The organism is Cyclobacterium sp. SOCE241 (assembly GCF_056867545.1).
This window is the reverse complement of sequence record NZ_CP149779.1, coordinates 241,056-258,078: the sequence shown is the minus strand read 5'-3', so window position 1 is coordinate 258,078 and position 17,023 is coordinate 241,056. Positions and strand designations below refer to the sequence as shown.

General features: G+C 37.1%; 16 protein-coding genes and 1 pseudogene. 10 read left to right on the top strand and 7 right to left on the bottom strand.

What is annotated here, in order from left to right:
• The first annotated feature begins 293 nt into the window (after positions 1–293).
• A complete protein-coding gene (locus WG932_RS01190) occupies positions 294–2,693 on the top strand; it encodes a hybrid sensor histidine kinase/response regulator (protein ID WP_483086644.1) in 2,400 nt (799 codons plus the stop codon).
• Between the two features lie 103 nt (positions 2,694–2,796).
• Here the strand turns inward: WG932_RS01190 and WG932_RS01185 are convergent, their stop codons facing one another.
• The 4 genes from WG932_RS01185 to WG932_RS01170 form a co-directional block, all read right to left on the bottom strand.
• Positions 2,797–3,006 (bottom strand): hypothetical protein, encoded by a 210-nt coding sequence (locus tag WG932_RS01185; RefSeq protein WP_483086643.1) that lies wholly within the window; start codon positions 3,004–3,006, stop codon positions 2,797–2,799.
• Entirely contained in the window at positions 2,997–3,611 is a 615-nt protein-coding gene (locus WG932_RS01180) for an ROK family protein (protein WP_483086642.1), read from the bottom strand. The genes WG932_RS01185 and WG932_RS01180 overlap by 10 nt, the downstream gene beginning before the upstream one ends.
• A 107-nt stretch (positions 3,612–3,718) precedes the next feature.
• Positions 3,719–4,561 (bottom strand): NAD(P)/FAD-dependent oxidoreductase, encoded by an 843-nt coding sequence (locus WG932_RS01175; RefSeq protein WP_483086641.1) that lies wholly within the window; start codon positions 4,559–4,561, stop codon positions 3,719–3,721.
• Between the two features lie 544 nt (positions 4,562–5,105).
• Complete coding sequence (locus WG932_RS01170; protein ID WP_483086640.1) at positions 5,106–5,717, bottom strand: acyltransferase; 612 nt, start codon at positions 5,715–5,717, stop codon at positions 5,106–5,108.
• Between the two features lie 770 nt (positions 5,718–6,487).
• Between WG932_RS01170 and WG932_RS01165 the strand changes: the two genes are divergently transcribed.
• The 9 genes from WG932_RS01165 to WG932_RS01125 all read left to right on the top strand — a co-directional run bounded on the left by WG932_RS01165 (position 6,488) and on the right by WG932_RS01125 (position 13,981).
• Positions 6,488–7,024 (top strand): hypothetical protein, encoded by a 537-nt coding sequence (locus WG932_RS01165; protein ID WP_014021678.1) that lies wholly within the window; start codon positions 6,488–6,490, stop codon positions 7,022–7,024.
• Positions 7,025–7,069: 45 nt separating this feature from the next.
• Positions 7,070–7,507 carry a phosphoribosyltransferase family protein gene (locus tag WG932_RS01160; RefSeq protein ID WP_483086639.1) on the top strand — a complete coding sequence of 146 codons (438 nt, stop codon included), beginning with the start codon at positions 7,070–7,072 and terminating at the stop codon, positions 7,505–7,507.
• Entirely contained in the window at positions 7,497–9,344 is a 1,848-nt protein-coding gene (locus WG932_RS01155) for a TonB-dependent receptor plug domain-containing protein (protein WP_483086638.1), read from the top strand. The genes WG932_RS01160 and WG932_RS01155 overlap by 11 nt, the downstream gene beginning before the upstream one ends.
• An 11-nt stretch (positions 9,345–9,355) precedes the next feature.
• On the top strand, positions 9,356–10,378 hold the full coding sequence (locus tag WG932_RS01150) for an aldo/keto reductase (RefSeq protein ID WP_149394646.1): 1,023 nt from the start codon (positions 9,356–9,358) through the stop codon (positions 10,376–10,378).
• A 417-nt stretch (positions 10,379–10,795) separates the two neighbouring features.
• Positions 10,796–11,458: a class I SAM-dependent methyltransferase gene (locus tag WG932_RS01145; RefSeq protein WP_483086637.1), complete on the top strand. Its 663-nt coding sequence runs from the start codon at positions 10,796–10,798 to the stop codon at positions 11,456–11,458.
• A gap of 563 nt (positions 11,459–12,021) precedes the next feature.
• Complete coding sequence (locus WG932_RS01140) at positions 12,022–12,606, top strand: LemA family protein (RefSeq protein WP_483086636.1); 585 nt, start codon at positions 12,022–12,024, stop codon at positions 12,604–12,606.
• Between the two features lie 12 nt (positions 12,607–12,618).
• Positions 12,619–13,053: a TPM domain-containing protein gene (locus WG932_RS01135; RefSeq protein ID WP_014021670.1), complete on the top strand. Its 435-nt coding sequence runs from the start codon at positions 12,619–12,621 to the stop codon at positions 13,051–13,053.
• A gap of 104 nt (positions 13,054–13,157) precedes the next feature.
• Positions 13,158–13,607, top strand: coding sequence for a TPM domain-containing protein (locus WG932_RS01130; RefSeq protein ID WP_483086635.1), 450 nt, complete (start codon positions 13,158–13,160; stop codon positions 13,605–13,607).
• 2 nt (positions 13,608–13,609) lie between these two features.
• Positions 13,610–13,981: a hypothetical protein gene (locus WG932_RS01125; protein WP_483086634.1), complete on the top strand. Its 372-nt coding sequence runs from the start codon at positions 13,610–13,612 to the stop codon at positions 13,979–13,981.
• Positions 13,982–14,035: 54 nt separating this feature from the next.
• On the opposite strand, the pseudogene WG932_RS01120 reads toward WG932_RS01125, so the two are convergent.
• From WG932_RS01120 to WG932_RS01110, 3 genes and pseudogenes are all read right to left on the bottom strand, one after another.
• Positions 14,036–15,291: pseudogene (locus tag WG932_RS01120) on the bottom strand (6-bladed beta-propeller).
• A 346-nt stretch (positions 15,292–15,637) separates the two neighbouring features.
• On the bottom strand, positions 15,638–15,880 hold the full coding sequence (locus tag WG932_RS01115) for a hypothetical protein (RefSeq protein WP_483086633.1): 243 nt from the start codon (positions 15,878–15,880) through the stop codon (positions 15,638–15,640).
• A 127-nt stretch (positions 15,881–16,007) separates the two neighbouring features.
• Positions 16,008–16,880, bottom strand: a complete 873-nt coding sequence (locus WG932_RS01110) for a cysteine hydrolase family protein (RefSeq protein ID WP_483086632.1) — start codon at positions 16,878–16,880, stop codon at positions 16,008–16,010.
• Between the last annotated feature and the right edge of the window lie 143 nt (positions 16,881–17,023).

Below are 17,023 nucleotides of genomic sequence, written 5' to 3'. Positions count from 1 at the left end.
TTCCATAAGTAAAGTCTCCTACCCACTTAAAAACCGATTTCAATATTAACCTCAAATCAGAATTGAAGATAAATTCTCCATTAAAAGGCTAATGCTAATTACATGTTAATATAAAATTAATTCTGATAGGTTACCCAAGCAGAAAAAAGAATTCGGCAAAAAAGAATGCATATTTGTAGAATCGATTAACGAAAAATAAAAATTACAGAAACATATTTATAGGTTTTTAGTTGTATTTTAACTTAATTTACACTTCATTTATTTTGTTATAATATGACTTACCTTATTAAAACTTGTTTTTTAATACTAATTACATTTTTTATTCTGTTACAGCATTTTCTTATGGATTAAACCCATTTGAAGCAAAAGGCCAAGACAATCAACAATCCATATCTCTATATAAATATGCCGAAATTGCCAATGTTGGAAACAGTAGCTTTACATTTGACGAATTTTTAGCTAAAGAAAATACACTAAAGTTTGAACCAATAAATGGCCCCTCTACTAATCTGGGTTTTACTGAAAACAAATATTGGTTAAGGTTTAGGATTCAAAATCTTACAGAATTTCCTTTACAATATTATTTGGAAACAGGAAGGCCGGTAACAGACCTGGTAGATTTATACCTGATAACGGATGGAGAAGCAGTAAAAAAATTTAAAAACGGTGACCTCATTCCATTTTCAGAGAAAAGTTTTGCCCATAGAAAGGTTATTTTTCCGTTACAATTAAATCCTGGAAAAACTTATCGTGTATACATCCATTATATAAGTGATGGGGAAGTAATCAACCTTCCCTTAGAACTTCATAGCCCAACGAGTATGATTTTGAGCGCCTATCAAAATCAGTTGTTTCATGGTGTATTTTACGGCATTTTATTACTGGCAGGTGCGGTTTATTTACTTTTCTATTTCGGAATCGGTGAGAAAAGTTTTCTATTGTACAGCGTGTATGTATTATCGGTTGGACTTCTTCACATGTCTTTGGACGGCTATTTTTTCCAATACATTGATCCAGCCTCCGGATGGCTCAATAAAAATGCAATATTGATCACAGCCACACTTTCTGCCATGGCGTTTGGTAGGTATGCTCAGATTTATACCAATGTAAAACAATGGAGCAAGGGATTAAACAACAGCCTGAATATTCTGCTTATTGCTTTGCTAGTACTCATTACATTTGTTCTGCTTTACCCCGGAGGAAAGGCTTACTATTACCCTGCAGTAAACCTAATTAGCTTTTTATTGTTAATGATATTGATTTGTACAGTTCTCTTTGGTTATATTAAAGGTAGAGAAATCGATGTCTTTTTTTCTGTAGCTATATTTAGTTTTACGGTTGGTTTTTTTATCCTGATCTTTAACAATTTTAGTTTGATCCCCAATTCTTTTTTTACTGAAAATGGTTCAAAAATAGGTACAGGATTTGAAATTATATTTCTCTCATTGGCTATGTCTAATCGAATCAAGCTTTTGAAATCAGAAAAGGAAAAACACCAAGAGATCGCCTTGCAGAAATCAGAAGAATCCAATGAGATAAAATCTTATTTTCTTTCCAATATCAGTCATGAACTAAGGACCCCATTAAATGCCATCATAGGATTGACGCAGTCTATAAAAGAAACAAATAAGATAGACACCATAAACACAGACCTTGATGTTATTCATTATTCTTCCTTAGGTTTGCTTGGGGCCATTGATGATGTACTCGACTACTCCAAAATTGAAAAAGGGCAATTAAAATTGCAGGAAACAGCCTTTGACTTGAGAAAAATGATCAGTCAAATCGCACATTCTTACACCACCCAAGCCAAAGACAAGGGACTAAAATTTGACTATCAAGAAATTGGAATAATTCCGCAACTTATCATAGGAGACAAAAGGCGAACCGAACAGCTGATTGGTAACCTTTTAAAAAACGCTATCAAGTTTACACAACAAGGTGGCATACAACTAAAGGTGGAAGCCCTAGCCCAAAAGGAAAATCAATGCTTACTGAAAATTCAAGTGAAGGACAGTGGAGTGGGGATCAAAAAGCAAAAGTTAGAAAGTATTTTCGCTTCATTTACCCAAGGTCAGAACAATGACAAGCGAAAATTTGGTGGATTAGGACTAGGCCTTTGCATTGTCAAAGCACTTGTGAATTTACATCAGGGCAAAATAAACATCCAAAGTGAAGAAGGAATAGGTACCCTAGTGACATTAGAATTAACCTATGCACTTCCTGAAACTGGTGAACAAACTGATCCTTATGATTTTGCAAAAGAAGGGGTATTTGACTTGGAAAATAAACATATCCTTATCGTTGAAGACAATGCACTTAACCAAATGGTATTGAAGGTGATTTTAGGAAAATGGTCCAACACTAGTTTTAAAATTGCAAACAATGGACTTGAAGCTGTAGAAATGCTTAAAACCCAAACTTTTGATGTGGTTTTGATGGATTTACAAATGCCTGTAATGGATGGGTATGAAGCCACTCAGGCCATTCGTTCCGGAGCAAGCGGAACCAATAATAGCAATATACCAATCATTGCAGTAACGGCAGATGTGACCCAAAAAGCCAGAAATAAAGTATTTGAAATTGGAATGGACGACTATATGACAAAGCCGGTTAAAAAGGAGGAAATTTATAATAAGATCAAAAAAGTGCTCTTTTTAAAAGAAATTCAAATTCATGAGAAAACTGTTTGATCTGAATTATAAAGTAAAATTTCTAAGTAGGGTGGTAAGCCTAAGAATAATCAGCCAGTTTGGAGTTTTACCCGGATAATAAAGGATCTTTACCTATTACTGCCTATAACAAAGTAATAGCCCCCATTGCTGCCACTTTGGATCCATCCTTTACTTTGCATAATAAATCTTCATTCCATAACTCAGGAATAATATTATCACTTGCCCCTTTAATTATTCCTTCCCAATATCCAGGCAGACTGGCGGTCCCTCCTCCTATCGCTAACCTTCTAGGGTTAAAAAGATTGACAAGTCCAGCAATACCTACCCCCAAAAATACCCGGCTTTTGCTATGGTTTTCAAGACAAGTTCATCACCTTCAACCGCTAAATCAGCCATTTCTTTGGGTGTCAAGCCCAGTTGTTTTGCCAAATAATCTCCACCACATAACGTATCAATTCGCTTCGTTTCACCATTGACTACTAAGGGAAAATAACCAAACTCTCCAGCCCAGCCAGAATCACCGTTGAGGATTTTTCCATTGACTATAAAAGCGGCACCCACTGCAGTTCCTACCATTACTATTCCGCAAGTCAGGCTGTCATCAACATCACTAAATTCCTGAATAAGCGCAGCCCTAATATCATTTATTACCCTTATTTTTGGACTAATATCTGCAAAAGCATTGTTTGCATTCCAGCCATTAAAGCGAGGTAACACATCACAAAGCAGTACATCCCCGCCTGTATTTAACAATCCGGGAATAGCTATCGCAATACCTACCGGGTCCAAGTTATGTTTCTCAATAAAATTACTTATTATTTCTTCCAATTGGAATGGAGTAAAATCAAGTCCTGTAGGGTGTTTTTCCTCATTGGACCCCGCAATAATTAATACCTTGGTTCCTCCTAAATCTATTCCGATTTTCACAGCATTCATTATTATCTTAGTTTACGCATAGTCATGCAAGCCAACTTTAACGATATTGTCAGGTTTTCTAAGATAGAAACTACACTCCTATTTTACCAATTATTACTTCAATCCTACTAGAAACTTTCTTGGGTTAACTCATGGTTGATAAAAACACCAGCAATATTTCCCTTGTACACTGCAGTGGCCAACGAGCGCATCATGGTACTGCAATCTCCACAAGCAAAAACTCCATCCACTGTAGTTTTACCCATTTCATCAACCTCAATATATCCCTGTTCAGTAAATTGGCACCCCAATTCATTGGGGATTATGGTATTTGATTCGAATGGAATAGAAGCATAAGCAGCATCAAATGCTTCCACAGCACCGTCCTTAAAGCGGATATTTTTTAGCTTTCCTGCTTCATGTTCAATGGCTGAAATTTCTTTTTCAATGATTTTAATTTCATGATTAATTAACTTTTGTAGTTGTTGACCATCAAGTGAAGATTTACCTTCAGTGAGAATTGTTATGTCTTTAGTCAAATTTTTAACCAAAGAGGCAAGATGGATTGCAGTGTCCCCATTGGCCATAATTGCCGTTTTTTGATTCCTTATTTCATAGCCATGACAATAAGGGCAATGCACTACGGTTATTCCCCAGCATTCTGAAAATCCATCTGTCTTAGGCATTAAATCCTTTATACCTGTTGCAAGTATTAGTTTATTTGTGTGGAAAGTATCTCCTCGGCTTGTGGTAATGTCAAAGCCATTGTCAACTTTCTTACTTCCGATTGCCAATCCTTCGTAAAATCTCACGGTATCATATTTGGCCACCTGATCCTTGGCAATTTCCGTGATTTCCTTAGGTGTACTACCGTCCTGAGTTAAAAAATTATGAGAATGTGGTGTTTGCCAATTACAAGGTTTGCCACCATCTATTATTAAAACCTTTCTTAACGAACGTCCCAAGGCCATTCCTGCCGAAAGCCCTGCATAACTCCCCCAATGATTATTACTTCAAAATGTTCAATCTGTGTCATAAGCCAATAATTTTCAAATGCCTGCCGGGAAGTAATAGAAGACTGAAAGCTACCCAACTAAGCGCTGGCTTTCAGATTTTCTCCTGCCCTATTTTCTAAATGCTTTAGGCAAAGGTAGTCAAAACAAAATTTAATGCAACATAGTTGCATTAAATTTTGTTTTGACTACCAATCAATTAAAGCAAAGAAGAAAGCAATCCTAAGAAATGACATAAAAAACGTATCTGATAAACAATACTTTTGAAAATGAGTAAGGTTCATTTGCCATCGTTTTAGGGGCAAAATATTAATACATTGGAACAAAAAATAACTATTAAACTTGGAAACAAAGCAACTTAAAATCTATCAATATAATAACTAAAACTGAACCAAAAGGGGAGAAAGATGGTATTACAAATGCCTTGATAGAACAATTCTTAAAAAAACCAATACTCCTCCTTCATTCAATTTATTAACAACAACTTTCTCAACCCAAAATTTTATTTCCAGGCCACGTTTTGCTTAAGAATTTTGGCTGGAACCCCACCCACCAAGCATTTTTCAGGTACATCCCTATTTACTACAGCTCCTGCTGCAACAATAGCTCCATCTCCGATTGTAACTCCTTTTAATATCGTAACATTCATCCCAATCCAAACTCGGTTACCAATTTTTATTGGTTGGGTGTCTTTTTGATCAGAAGTTGAAATAGTATGGTTATCGGAATCCCTAATACATACATTTTCCGAAATTGCCACATCATTCCCAATTTCAATTCTTTCAAAACAGGACAAATTGAAGTTATTGTTAATATACCCACTCCCTAATATTAAACTTGCTCCATTGTTAATATATATTCTGCTTCCTGAGTAAATAGAAAAATTACCCTGAACCGTCAAGTTTGAATTGTCTAGCATGGCCAACAAGGAAGGAAATGGATCATTTTTAGTCCATTTAGCGTTGAAATAAAAGGTTTTACGGATTGTTATTTTTGAGGTCTTAGCCAGGCTAATTTCTGATTTTTTATAAACAATAAATTTTCTATTAATCCTCAAAAGCGGTAATAAATAAACATTTTTTAATTTTAAAAAGTACATCAATTTACCTATCATTATAATTTATTATTTATTGTGTATTTCTTTTATGCTTTATTATGGTTTGAATAATATACTCTAAAGCTTGTTCCTGTCGAAGGATTTATTCTTAATTAAATGCATAATAAATTTGTTGGTTTTTTAACATCAGAAATTAAATATTTGGCACTACCATAACGAGTTAAGGTAACTTTCCTGACATTAATTTAATACAATTATCATTGTAAACGGTATCCAATTTCAAACTAAAAAACAAAACAACCTTTACAATACATTTTATCGAATTTAAAATTTAAAAACACCATAAAATGGTAACGCCTTTACAATCTTTTGGCTTCTAAGTTCGGTCACCTTTTTGATCCATTAATTTAATATGAAAAACCATATTTATTCTGTTTTTTATTGAGGAATCAGAAAGCGAAAAATAAGTTTCAAGAAACACTTTAAAGGCATTACTAAAACGGTAAAAATAATATCATTTTTAGAATATTTTTATTCAGATTACCTAGAGCAGAACTTTTAACGGGTGCAAGCACCGCTTATCTTTAAGTGAGCGAATTAGCCATTTAACCCACCTACCATTCAAACAAGGTTTAGAAACATTTATCAAACCATTATTTTTACATGTATTAACGGCATAATACAGTAAAAAATTCTTACAAATTGTAGAATTAAAAATAATTCATTAAATTAAAACAAATAAATCAAGTGCTTATAAACGCTTTTATTTGATTGCTTAAATTTCCACCATTGCTAAATAATCCCCTGTTATTAAACCTTGATGAATCATGCAACTATCCCTTAACTCAAACTTCAGCTCTACTTTAAAAACAACAGCATGGGCGTTGCCTGTAGCCATTGCTCTACCAATACTGGTTCACCTTGCTCCTCCCTACAATGGATTTCCCATGGGTGCTTATTTATTGCCTATGTTCTATATGCCCATTGTCGCCCTAATCGCCTATCGATTACCTGTTGCCTTACTCCTTGCTATTTTGGCTCCGCCATTAAACTTTCTAATTTCCGGTAACCCACATTGGGGCTTGATGGCTATGCTTACGCTTGAACTTGTAATATTCACTTTATTGGCCTATGTATTCTTACTTCAAAGAATTATTAAATGGATCGCAGCTCCTTTGGCCTTTTTGGGAGCCAAAACCATCTCATCTGCATTATTGATATTTATTCCACTGATTGAAGCTAATCCGGTGCAATTTTTTAGCACTTCATTAAACAATGCAACCATTGGAATTTTAATTTTATTAGCTATCAATATCGTTTGCCTAAAGTATCTTCCCAATCAAGAAATAAGGGATAAGGTATAAATCCAAAAAGGCTTTTAAATATCCTCTCGTCTTAAAAATAAATTCATGGATTCAAAAGTCTTCTTACCTTTTGACAAAATTAGTAAAGCCCTGAACGGCTTTGCCTTTCCTCCCACTGACATTATTGTAGGCATTGGCAGAGGTGGGATTGTTCCTGCCAGCCTAGTGGCACATCAACTTGAACTACCTCTTTTTATAGCCTCAGTAAACTACAGGAATGACATTAATGAGCCTATTCGGAAATCTCCGGAATTTCTAGACCTCTTCGAAACTTCTTTTCCACATCGTTGCCGCATCCTTCTGATAGATGACGTAGCCGTTTCAGGAAAGACTTTGGATTTAGTAAAAGCTTCATTAAAGGATTATTCGGTAAAAACATTTGTCCTAAAAGGTAAGGCAGATTTTGTGCTTTTCCCCAATATTAAAACTTGTGTAAAGTGGCCATGGAATCCTTCCCCAAAATCCTATATTTATGAAAGTTAGTGTCACCCTATGCTTTTTCTTTGCTTTTTACGCCAATCCACTATTGGCTCAAGAAAAGGACAGCCTAACAATTGCCTTAGATGAAGCTGTGGTCACGGGAACGAGGATAGAACGGCAGAAAAACAAAATAGCTGCTTCCATTTCCACCATATCACGGGAAACCATTGATCGCTCTGGAGAGATAAATGTTTTACCACTGCTTACTTATCAAGTACCGGGCTTTTTACTTAATGATCGCAGTATAACAGGTTTTGGAATAGGCCCGGGGTCAGGAGGAAATATTAGCATTCGGGGGATTAGTGGTACACCCAATAACAGGGTTTTGGTATTGATAGATGGGCAGCCCCAATTTATGGGCATATTTGCTCATCCCATTGCGGATGCTTACAGCGCCTCTGATATAGAGCGAGTAGAAGTGCAAAGAGGAGCCGCATCTGTTTTATATGGCTCCAACGCCATGGGCGGTGCCATTAATCTGATCACCCGAAAAGGGACAGATGAGGGCTGGAACGGGTCTGTTAATGTAGGCTATGGTTCCTTCAGGACATTTATGGGAAATGTTCACGTTTCTTTTAATCAGGGAAAATTCCATTCCATGGTAGCCATAAATAGAAACAGTACTACGGGTTTTCGAAACGATGCGGAAGACAGCTTTGAAAACACGACCGGCTACCTCAAAATGGGTTATGCCATCTCTCCGGGACTTTCACTTTCAGGAGACATGCAATTGGCTGATGCAACTTACTTTCAGCCGGGTCCTACTGTTGCCCCATCGGAAACAGATAAACGCGAATACTTAAGGGGAAGAGCTGCACTTTCCCTTCGCAACGACTGGGAAAATATTAGTGGGGCTTTATTGTACTTCCATAACTTTGGCGAACATACATTTCAAACCGGATTTTCATCCAAAGACCAAAATCAAGGCATCACCTTTTACCAAAACTTGAGTGTACTTCCGAACCAAATTCTCACAATTGGTATTGATTACAAACGCTATGGTGGAAAGGCATTCAATGAAACCCTACCTCCCCCTGCGCGAGTAGGCTTGGGAACGCAATTTACGATTCATGAAACTGATCTTTATTTGCAGGCCCAGCAAGAATTGGGAGAAAAAATAAGTTTTAATGCAGGACTTCGCCGGGTTAGCAATTCCCAGTATGGTCAGAAACTCCTTCCCGGCTTTGGTTTTGCTTATAGGATAAAGCAAAATTTTACGCTAAAAGCCTCCTCCTCCAAGGCCTTCAGAAGTCCCTCCATAGTAGACCTTTTTCTCTTCCCCACCTCTAATGAATCTTTAAGACCTGAAGAACTGTGGAGTCACGAGGCAGGTTTTCAAACCCTTATCCTAGATAACAAACTAAGCCTTGAAATGATGGCCTTTATGGCCAAAGGAAGTAATTTAATTCAAATCAACCCCATGATCACGCCTTCCATTGGCAGCAATTCAGGGAGTTTCCTTAACAAAGGACTAGAAAGTCAATTTCGTTTTAAAACTGCTGAATCCTTGCAAGTCATATTCAATTACGCTTATGTGGATGTAGACGAAAACATTTTATTTGCACCCAAACATAACCTAAGTCTTCAGACTGATCTACAATTAAGTAAATTTTCAATTGTTCCATCAATTCAGCACATAAGCGGACTCCGAAATAGCCTTACAGAAACAGATAAAAATGAAAACTACACCCTAATAAATTTGAAAAGCATGTATTCCATAAGTCATAAAATCAACATCTATATCACCGGGAAAAACCTGCTAAACACCTCATATCAGCTGGAAAAAGGTTTTCCAATGCCGGGAATAAATGTAATGACTGGCATCCATCTTAAATTTTAACCCAAACGATCATGGAAAAGAACAAGCAAAATAACCAAAGAAGGGCATTCTTAAAATCCTTGGCCGGATTGACTGCCGGAATGATGCTGCCCCTTACCAGTATCAATGCAGAAGGAAAAGCAGTGCCCACTCCCTATATGCGAGACAGACTAGGCGACTTACTACCCAAGCGGAAATTTGGCAAATCAGGTTTGTCTGTCACCATGCTTGGACTGGGAGGTGCCCATATTGCTCGAATGAAGGAAAGTGAAGCCGAAAGAACAATTGAACGCGCTCTTGAAGGTGGTATCCGGTTCTTTGACAATGCCGAGTCTTATGGTTCAGGTACCGGAGAAAGAAGGTATGGGCAATTCCTAACACCCAAATATAGAGACATTGCTTTTATTCAAAGTAAGTCAACCGCCAGAGATGGCAAAACCGCCCAAGAACATTTGGAAGGCACCCTTAGCCGAATGAAAACGGATTATATAGACCTTTGGCTGATTCATGCAGTAACAAGTCCGTCAGATGTGGACAGCAGGTTAAAAAATGGGGTCTTAGACTATGTTTTGAAGGCAAAAGAAAGTGGAAAAGTAAAGCATATAGGATTCTCAGGACATTCGGATTACAATGCTCATTTGAGAATGTTGGAAAGTACGGATGAACTGGAAGCCTGCCAAATGCCCATCAATGCCTTTGATCCAAATTACAAAAGCTTTATCACCAATGTGATGCCAAGACTAATAGAAAAAGGAATGGCTCCTTGTGCAATGAAAACCCTGGCCAATGGTGGCTTTTTTGGGGGTACCACCCATTTCAATAGTGGAGACAAGCCACGCATCGTGCCGAATGTTTTGACCGTAGAAGAAGCCATTTATTTCTCCTGGTCCCTACCAATTAGTGTTTTGGTAACCGGTGCAGACCATGCTGACATGTTAAGTGAAAAGATAGATTTTGCCAAAAGGTTCAAAGCCTTTGACGAGAAAAAACGCCAGGAACTGATAAGCCGCGTTTCCGGATTTGATGGGAAATTGGTGGAGTATTATAAAGTTTAGGGGAAAGATTGTGAAAAGCAGGTGAAAATATTCAAATAACTCCTATACCGATTTATATCTGAGCACGTGGTAGTTTCGGTTTAAAAGTAAAATAAGTGATTTTAGTAATGATACTCAAATTACGCTCATCTATCAGAAACCGTTGAGTTTTGACTCAAATCAGCAAGCCTGTACTTTTCTATTTAGGAATTGAAAGGGGATTAAGAAAGAAAAAACACTTTTTTACCTCAGGAATAATTTGGTACTTTCGATACCGATTGTTTGCGCGACCAAAAACCAATGGGCTATTATTGTTAAAATTTAAAAATTTCGGTTTTCAAGCTACTATATTTAAGACCCTAATAAGCATATTTTACAATCAAATGGAGCCAAAAACAAATCGTTAGTCAGAATTACAAGTAACTCATGATTAAAATTTTGAATTTATTTAGGCCAAATAGTATTAAAAAAAGGATAATTACTGCCATAAAAACAAGGAAAGAAAAAAACAGACTTGAATCAAGCTTTATCCCCAAATTTCCTATTCAGCCTCAGACCATTGCAAACACAAAATTACTTCTCAACAGGGAAGAATTGTTAAAAACCTTTCCTAAAAATGGGGTAGTTGCAGAATTAGGAGTAGATGAAGGAGATTTTTCTAAGCTAATATTAACCACCTGCAAACCTGAAAAATTGCATTTAGTGGATTTTTGGGGAAGTGAAAGGTACAACCAAAACAAAAGAAAGAAAGTCGAGGAACTTTTTAAGTCACAGATTAAATCAGGTACCGTACAGATTGACCTTGGCTATTCTACAGAAGTTGGTAAAAATTTCCCAAAGGACTATTTTGACTGGATATATATTGATACAGATCATTCGTATCAAACTACGATAAGTGAACTCAACATATGGGAATCCAAAGTAAAAGAAGATGGGATAATTGCCGGACATGATTATATCTTAGGAAACTGGGATGGTATGGTCAGGTATGGGGTAATTGAAGCTGTTTATGAATTTTGCTCCAAACGTAATTGGGAAATAATTCACCTCACCATGGAACATGATAACAGCCCAAGCTTTGCGATTAGAAGAATAAAATAGGTAATACAGATTTGTTTTAGGGAAAATTTTTATTTGTTTTAGTAAATTTTCACTAAATATTTACATAAAATAAATTTAGAAAGCATTTTATTTCATCTCTAAAGGTAGTTATCGGGTTAGCATGCTTTAGCCCCGTATAGCAACATATGATGTGATAATTATGTGTTTTGGGACTGATGCCCTAAGCTCAGGCAACATATACTAAGCACCCTATCCTCTCAAGAAATAGCCTTATTCTATAATTTGCTCCAACTTAAAAAACTGCTTATTTTAGCTTAGGCTGTATTCTCATTTTAATGTGGTAACTTTGAAATCCAATCCATGAATAAAAAGAGAGAATCCCATCACAGCTTCTTTATATAAGATACATTGATGGACAGGAAATGTCTCAGTGGATTGGGTAAAGTGCCTTGAGACTGCTCTTACTTTCTCGATGCAAAAGTTTGTCATAAATAACGAAATCTGCTTCTTTTGTAGCAGTTTCTATTAAAAACAATTATTTCGGAAACTCTCAAACCAAATTTTACGTCATATAGCTTCATTGATTTAAAAATATTCTTACCATGAAAAAAATTCCTATTATTATCATCGCCGTGATCGGTTTTATTGCTTATAACAAAGCTGTAGGTGTTTACAATACCTTCGTGCAAACTGAAGAAACCATCAACGGTCAGTGGGCGGAAGTGGAGACCCAATACCAAAGAAGAGCTGACTTGATTCCTAACTTGGTAAATACAGTAAAAGGATATGCTGACTTTGAACAAGAAACCTTAACGAATGTAATCGAAGCACGCTCAAAAGCTACTTCCATCAACTTGCAGGCCGATGACCTGAGCCCTGAAAACATTGCTAAATTTCAAGATGCTCAAGACCAATTGAGTGGATCTCTGAGCAGGTTATTGGTGGCTGTGGAAAGATATCCTGACTTGAAAGCCAACCAAAACTTTCTTGAGCTGCAGGCTCAATTGGAAGGCACTGAGAATAGAATTGCGGTAGCAAGAAGGAATTTCAACCAATCTGTGCAGAGCTACAATTCCAATCTGAGAACTTTCCCGAACAATATTTTTGCAGGTTGGTATGGCTTTGAGCGCAAGGGCTATTTTGAAGCTAGCGCAGGTGCTGAAAATGCCCCAACGGTAGAATTTTAAAAATCGCTTATTATGGCAGAAAAATTATTTAGTAAAGCAGACCGAGACATCATTATAGGAGCAATTCGGAATGCGGAAAAGAAAACTTCAGGTGAGATTCAAGTCCATATTGAAAATCACTGCAAAGGAGATGTACTTGACCGAGCTGCTGAAGTCTTTGAAAAACTCAAGATGCATAAGACAGCCCAACGCAATGCAGTGTTGTTTTACCTTGCAGTGCTTGACCATAAGTTTGCAATTCTCGGCGATGCAGGAATTAACCAAGTAGTTCCCAAAGACTTTTGGGAAAATATCAAGGAAGAAATGCTTGTTCATTTTAAGACAAAAGCCTATACTGAAGGGCTTAGAATAGGCATAGAAATGTCAGGTAAGCAACTGCAGCAGCATTTCCCCTATGACCATGAAGGAGACATCAATGAACTCCCTGACGAAATATCCTTTGAATAAGACATCATGATTAAAAAACAGCTTTTCCTTTCCTTGTTATTATTGGTACTTTCATTGGCCAGCTGGGCTCAGGGGATTTTCCTGAAAAGCCTAACCCTCCTCGCTTGGTTAATGATTTTTCAAAGACACTATCAGCCAATGAAGTCCGACAGCTGGAGACCAAGCTAGTGGCTTATAATAACAGTACCTCTTCGGAGGTAAGTATCGTTTTAATCAATTCTGTCGGGCCTTATGACATCAGTGATTATGCTTTTCAGTTGGGGGATCAATGGGGAATCGGTAGAGCAGACAAAGACAATGGTGTACTTATTCTGGCCGCAATGAAAGATAGAAAGGTATTTATAGCCACAGGATATGGGATGGAGGGCGCAATTCCGGATGCTTTGGCAAAAAGAATTGTAGATCAAATGATTATCCCCAACTTCCGAACAGAAAACTATTTTACCGGTTTGGATCAGGCGACTGACATGATCTTTAAACTTGCATCCGGGGAATATAAGGCAGAGGACCTTGGCTCCTCAGAAAAACCAGGAGGAGGACTCCCCTCTTTTTAATATTGATCGTAGGCTTTGTAATCCTTACCCTGATCAGAAACCGAAATGACAACAACAACCATATGGGAGGAAAACGAGGCGGAGTGGATTTCTTCACCACCTTATTGCTAGCCAATATGCTTGGAGGAGTCGAGGTAAATTTGGGGATTTTTCTTCCGGAGGAGGCAGCTTTGGTGGCGGAGGCGGTGGCTTCGGCGGTTTTGGTGGTGGTAGTTTCGGTGGTGGCGGCGCCGGTGGGAGCTGGTAAAGATTTTGGCGGTATTGCTGCAATTAATGCATCAATACCTCCAAGGTCGTTTGATTATCAATTCATTACTTCACAGTCTGATACCTGTTACTTCAATAGTTTAACCCATTCAGGTTTCCTATTTTGATCCCACTTACCGACTTACTTTATCAATAGTGGTACTTCTCCAGAGGAAAAAAGGTCACTTTAGCGTATAAACAATAAGCACCGGGTTTTCTGAGTCTTTTGCCGCCAAGGCTGTTTTTGCCAAGTCTCTTCCCTTACCTTTAGCCCAATTCTCAAATTCTTCCTTCCCCAACTGCTTTTTCTTTTCCACCAATGCCTGATAAAGGTCTTTACCAGTAATTCTTGTCCCCACTTTCCCCGGTTCAAAACCATAGCTTATTAACTTTGGATCATGCCCTTCATCGATATCGTTGATTAGATTGCCTTCAATCACATGGGATTGTGATTTCTCCCTGTCATAAAATAAATTGTAAACCTTCTTTTCAAAACTAAGGATGGTGTAAAGCTGTTTTTCGGAAACATGGTATCGACCTAGGAAATAAAGTTTAGCTTGGCTAGACATAAATTTTGATCTGTCCATTATTCCCAAGCCTTTTAATTCTTCCAAGTCTTGGCCATACTTCCCAAAATCGAATACAAATTTGGGGACCAATTGTTGATTTTGGAATTGATAAATGGTATCGAGAAAGGTCATCCCAAAATAAAGATATTGTTTACTTTTTTAAAATAATTCCTACCGGACATCATACTTTCAAGCCTTTCGGAATAGAATGGCAAGAAATTAATAGTATCCTGCAAATTTTCATTCAAGGTTTGGATAAAAAATTCTCCTGTATTTCTAGCCGAGCTGTATAAATAATAGCGGTTGTCGAATTCAGAAAACACACCGGGGCCGAAGTGATCTCTCAAGATCGTTTCACGTAGAAACTCACCTTCCAGGCTAAACCACATGATTTTTCTGGGATAAACTCCTAATAAGACCAGTTCCTCATTTACAACTGCCAAAGCATCAAATTCTAGAAATTCACCGGGGCCTTCACCATAAGCAGCAATCTTTCCCAAGTACTCCCCTTCCATATTGAAAATTGAAATGCACTTACACCCGTAAATATCAAGGGTATAAATTTTATCTCCATAAAAGAGAATTTGATGTAAGCCGGCATTAAGTTGTGCCTCATCCAATTTATCTTTCAGCCAAATATAGTCGATTTTAGGTGCGAAAAATTCAGATAATTTCCCGATTCGGGATTGAGAAAGATCTACTGAAACAATTTTCAAGTCGCTCTCTTTCTTTTCAATATTCGGTTTTTGTTGACAACTGCTAGCCAATAGCAATAGCAAGCTACCTGATAGCCAGAACCAGTATTTGATATCTTTCAAATATGCTATTTGAGAAAATTTTATTGAAAAAGCACTTTCTTTATAGATCATTTGATCCTATTATATCCTAACAATTTAAAAATATTTTTTTAAATTGCCTAAATATTTAGGACATTTTAATCTTTCATATAAAACGCAATTTGCATATCAATCAAAAATTATTTCTTTTCTCTATAAGCAAAACATATGAACTCCTTTTCATTTTGTTGATCATGTCGGGTCATATTACATAGTATTTCTTCATGAGGGTTATCGTTATTGATACAAGTAATACATAAAGATGGTTTTTGAATTAAATCCATCTATATTTCATACCCATCATTATCAAAGAAGCCCGCTATTTGAGCTGGCCGGATTTCGTCTATATGCCTTCGACCAGCGCTTTTATTCTTTTTTATTAAGGATTCAATTTCATAATCATTGTTTGGATCGCTTTCCCCGTAATACAGGTAAAGCAACTATTTCCGACAGTGGCAGCACCTATAACCCAAATGTCATTTCCACAGGAGCACTTCACGCCTCTTTTGTAATCTGCTAATGCAGTCTGAAGACGTTTATTCAAATCTCTTTCATTTTCACTTGGGTTGTTCTTCAAGTGCTTTTTGACATATTCTTTAAATGAAATTGGAATAAATTGCATATTCAACTTCATTTAATGTGATGTCATCTGAAAATTGCTTCCCAGATTTTTAGATAACAAAAAAATCTTTTATAATTATTTATTCTCACTCAAGTAAAACCAAGTAACAGCCCCCTGCTATGCCCTATTACTCTTCATTAAAAGCAAAGGCTGGCGAACTCGTAAAGTCCGAACTCACCATAGTAGGGGCCCAGTATTTTTCTACATGGTCTATTACCAAACGAGTTCCCTCAAAATGGTCTACATAAGGTGCCATTTCCGGGTTGTACATGGTATCTGTCATGTCCCGCATCAATACCACATTTTTATTAAGGTTCGCCATCTGACGTATGGCAAAAGGCCTGCCTAATACACACATGTTTAAATGGACCCCCATTACCACTATATGGTCTATATTATTTTCAACCATAATATTAAATACTTCCTGCCCCTGATCTGTGATAAAATCATTGTCCTCAATACTGATGGAAGCAATCTGTCTTGACCAAGCTGTCATTTCTTCACATGGATCACCATCAGCACAGGGCTTATCGCAACCACCATCACTGTCATCTATGGGTAAAGCAGCTTCTTTATTTTTGTCAAGGTAACACCAATCATTTATTGGAAAACCCTCAGGAGCCTTATGATTAGGCGTTTCAATCGCAGCATTTCTTTGAGGGGTATCTTTATAGAAATCCATGGTTCCGCTTGGTGCATGAATAATGGTTACGCAAAACTCCCTTGCCTTTATTAAAGTTTTATTCATGACCGGAGCCAATTCAGCCACTCTTTGGGAAGCACTTTCACACCAATGCCTATCCCACATATCGGTTACAATGATTGCCGTCCTATTAGGGTCCCAGGATTCAGTATATTCAACCGTTTCCCAGCTATTAGCTTCGCTCTCTGACTTTACTTTTTTTCTTAGGTTAATTGATACCGTTTTAACCTCACTTACAGCATTGGATTTTTGCTCCTCTTTCTGAGCAGATTGGCAACTTAAAATTAAAGTTGGCAAACAAAGGAATATTAAGTAGAACAATGGCCTCATACCAATTTTTACTTCCAATTTACGTTATTACTTTAACCTTTTAAAATAAAATGCTATGGAATTTAGGTCTTTTTATTCTTAAGAACCTATTGATAATCAACAAACTACTA

What these genes read in the sequence shown, in the direction of transcription:
- WG932_RS01175 (WP_483086641.1), bottom strand. Translation starts at nt 4,561, where the DNA reads ATGGCCTTGGGACGTTCGTTAAGAAAGGTTTTAATAATAGATGGTGGC.
- WG932_RS01180 (WP_483086642.1), bottom strand. Translation starts at nt 3,611, where the DNA reads ATGAATGCTGTGAAAATCGGAATAGATTTAGGAGGAACCAAGGTATTA.
- WG932_RS01115 (WP_483086633.1), bottom strand. Translation starts at nt 15,880, where the DNA reads ATGCAATTTATTCCAATTTCATTTAAAGAATATGTCAAAAAGCACTTG.
- WG932_RS01155 (WP_483086638.1), top strand. Translation starts at nt 7,497, where the DNA reads ATGAAAGTTAGTGTCACCCTATGCTTTTTCTTTGCTTTTTACGCCAAT.
- WG932_RS01135 (WP_014021670.1), top strand. Translation starts at nt 12,619, where the DNA reads ATGGCAGAAAAATTATTTAGTAAAGCAGACCGAGACATCATTATAGGA.
- WG932_RS01140 (WP_483086636.1), top strand. Translation starts at nt 12,022, where the DNA reads ATGAAAAAAATTCCTATTATTATCATCGCCGTGATCGGTTTTATTGCT.
- WG932_RS01165 (WP_014021678.1), top strand. Translation starts at nt 6,488, where the DNA reads ATGCAACTATCCCTTAACTCAAACTTCAGCTCTACTTTAAAAACAACA.
- WG932_RS01150 (WP_149394646.1), top strand. Translation starts at nt 9,356, where the DNA reads ATGGAAAAGAACAAGCAAAATAACCAAAGAAGGGCATTCTTAAAATCC.
- WG932_RS01160 (WP_483086639.1), top strand. Translation starts at nt 7,070, where the DNA reads ATGGATTCAAAAGTCTTCTTACCTTTTGACAAAATTAGTAAAGCCCTG.
- WG932_RS01170 (WP_483086640.1), bottom strand. Translation starts at nt 5,717, where the DNA reads ATGATAGGTAAATTGATGTACTTTTTAAAATTAAAAAATGTTTATTTA.